3 protein-coding genes are annotated in these 2,781 nt (G+C 70.1%); 2 read left to right on the top strand and 1 reads right to left on the bottom strand.

Features of this window, described 5'->3' with window-relative positions; translation table 11 throughout:
* A partial coding sequence (locus tag AOJ26_RS13790; RefSeq protein WP_234358549.1) for an alpha/beta hydrolase occupies positions 1-327 on the bottom strand: 327 nt, incomplete at its 3' end.
* 512 nt (positions 328-839) lie between these two features.
* Here AOJ26_RS13790 and AOJ26_RS13785 point away from each other — a divergent pair.
* Both AOJ26_RS13785 and AOJ26_RS13780 read left to right on the top strand, forming a co-directional pair.
* Entirely contained in the window at positions 840-1,553 is a 714-nt protein-coding gene (locus AOJ26_RS13785; RefSeq protein WP_053848552.1) for a GAF and ANTAR domain-containing protein, read from the top strand.
* A gap of 573 nt (positions 1,554-2,126) precedes the next feature.
* Positions 2,127-2,531 (top strand): type II toxin-antitoxin system PemK/MazF family toxin, encoded by a 405-nt coding sequence (locus AOJ26_RS13780; protein ID WP_053848551.1) that lies wholly within the window; start codon positions 2,127-2,129, stop codon positions 2,529-2,531.
* Positions 2,532-2,781 lie beyond the last annotated feature (250 nt).

The following is a 2,781-nucleotide window of genomic DNA, read 5'->3' as shown; positions in this document are numbered from 1 at the left end:
GCCGACCGAGTTGGCCACCAGGAAACACGGACCGATCGCCGCGGCCGCCTGCCAGCGCAGCAGCGCTTGCACCGTTTCCTCGACGTCCGGAGCGCGCCGGACGGCCCGTAGCGAGCGTACGTTTCCCGGTAGGTCCGGCACCAGGACGGTGTGCCCCGCAGCCGCCAGCGACTCGGCGAGAGGGGTGAAGTAGCGTCCCGACAGGCCGAGCCCGTGAACCATGACGATCACGGCTTGGTTCGGAGGCCAGGGACCGAAGCGTTGGGTGTAGAGACCGGCGACGCGGCCTTCACGCCGCGTTGCCGACCGCATGGCTTGCTCAGCCACTCCAGGCGAGGCGACCACAGGCTCAGGTGTGACGCGGGCAGCGTCGTCCGACCCGTGCGCCGAAGGTGAGCGCGCGCAGGGAGAGCGGGACCGACCGACCCTCGTGCGACGGGGGCGTCTCTGCGGGGCCGTCGGCAGCCTCGTCGGGATGAGCGTCCTTGTCCCAGGTGACCTCTTCCAGCGGACTGTGACGGCCGCCAGCCGCGTCGGGAGCGTGCACGGTCTGCCCCTTCCGTTCGGCTGCTCCTTGTTCCACCGCCGAGTCACCGCGCCAGAACGTCCCAATCATGTCGTTCTCGGCTTCGCAACGGAGCATCCGTGGACCCCGCGAACCGACACGGCCTGTGCGAAGCCGGTCGACGCTCACCGGACCCGTGTCCGACACCGGTGTCCGACCGTCCGCACACGAGGACGGCACCTCGCCATGAATCCCCACAGCGCGTCGGACACCGCCCAGGTGAGACCGCCTGCCGGCCGTCCCCGCCGGACGCACAGCGCGAGCGGAGCGCACAATGACCTCGAAAGCGGCCGAGACGGCACGGCTGGTCGCCAAAGTGGCCGCCGACGCGGACGCCGAGGAGATACCCCGGCTGGTGTGCGCGGCTGTGTCCGAGGGGCTCGGTGTGGACGGCGCGACCCTCTCCCTCCTCACCGACACCCCCTCGCGGCAGCTGCTCGCCGCCTCTGACGACGACGCCCTGCTGTTGGAAGAGATCCAGTTCACGGTGCTGGAAGGGCCCTGCCTCACCGCCGCGAACCGCGGTGAGACTGTCGCGGTCGACGACCTGCGCCACGATGTGACGCCCTGGCCGCTGTTCGGCGCGTCCGTACGCGAGAGGCTGCCGCACATCGCATCGGTGTACGCGCTCCCCCTGTTCTTCGGCGACTACGTCCTGGGCTCCGTGGACCTGCTGGCCCGTCGCGCACACGCTTTGGACGCGCGCGAGCTGGAGCAGGCGGAGGACGTGGCCGAGGCCGTGTCGGTCGCTCTCATGTCAACTCGCGACATGCTGCTGAGCGGAGGGGAGCCGCCCGCTTGGGAACCGGAGGAGATTGTCCGCGCCCACTGGTTCGACACGGCCCGCGCCGTCGGGGCGCTGGCATCCCGGCAGGGGATCGCCCCGGAGGACGCGCTGGCCCGCATGCGTGCCGAGGCGTTCCGTACCGGCACGTCACTGGCTGACATCACCGCCGACATCCTGCGCGACCCGCCTCGCGACCCGTGATGCTCCAGCCGTAGATCGTGATCTTCATGGGTGAAGGGTGGCTCGGCGGCGCCTCTTCGCGGCGTTCGGGGGTCTTGGTGTGGGCGAGCAGGGCGAGGGTGACCCAGCGGTACCAGGGCTTGGCCGGAGTGGGACGCGGTTAGTGCCCAAGACCGCGAGCGCGGAGCCCAGTTCACGTGTCTCCAGTGCGGGTGAAGCCCGTCCTGTCGGGCTGCGGCCTGCTCGCGGCGTTCGACGTCGCCGGTCCAGGACTTGGGCAGGTACAGGGCATGGTCAATACCTGCGTGTCCCTCTTCGGAGCGCCGGTCTCGTCCACCACGAGCCCTGCCTGCCCGAGCAGATGCTGCATCCCAAAGCCCAAGGCCCAAGTCCCGCACCCGGCGCCGGAGTCTAACCCGCGCAAAGCCGCCGACGATCCGCCGCACCGGGCCCTCGAAGGACTCCGGCCACCGGGCACGGTCTACGCTGTGACCCTCGGCCACCTCATGATCTTCAGTCCTCGAACACCGATGATCAACGGTGGCCGCAGCCGTATCCACAGCGCCCTCACCGCAGATCGAGCCAGGAGGACAGATGCAGCACGGCGAAGTCTGGTGGGTCGAGTTCGATGAGCGACGGCCGGTCGTGCTGCTGCCGGGAGACGAGGCGTCCGGGCTCCGGGCGATGCAGGTCGTCGCTCCGGCGGGCGTCGACATCAGCGGTCTGGGAATCGAAGTTGCCGTGGGCGCCACGGAAGGACTGCCCTTTGAAGGCGTGCTGCGGTTCGCGTTCCCGCGTCCGGGCTTCACCCCTTGCACATGGCTGACCAGCGTGTCCCGGGACGACCTGGTCGAGCGGGCAGGCGTGCTGCCCTCCGTGAAGCTCAGGGAGATCGAGGACGCCCTCCGTGTTGCTGGACAGCCGCAGGAGTGGACCGCGACGGCAGCGGCGAAGTTCAGCGAGATGAAGGATGCCCTCCGCTTCGGTGGTCTGGAGTAAGCAGGCAAGGGACAGACCGCGCCGACGAGTTGAGCGATCTCGTCCACATGATCAACGCTGGCCGTCTCCTCGGCGTCCTGCCGGGTCGACGGGGATGAGCGGCCGGGAGGGCAGGCCGGTCTCGAGGTCGGGCGGTGCCATCCGGGGCGGGCCGTCGGTCGAGTGGATGTGGCCGTTTCCGGCGGGCGCAGGACCAGCCCCCCTCTCCGCCCTCGGCGCGACCCCGCTCTCCCGTCCCGCCGGAAACGGC

The organism is Streptomyces sp. NRRL B-24085, assembly GCF_001282115.1.
In the GTDB taxonomy this organism is placed as follows: Bacteria; Actinomycetota; Actinomycetes; order Streptomycetales; family Streptomycetaceae; genus Streptomyces.
Note: the sequence above shows the minus strand (reverse complement) of the source record. Positions and strands in the feature narration are given on the sequence as shown.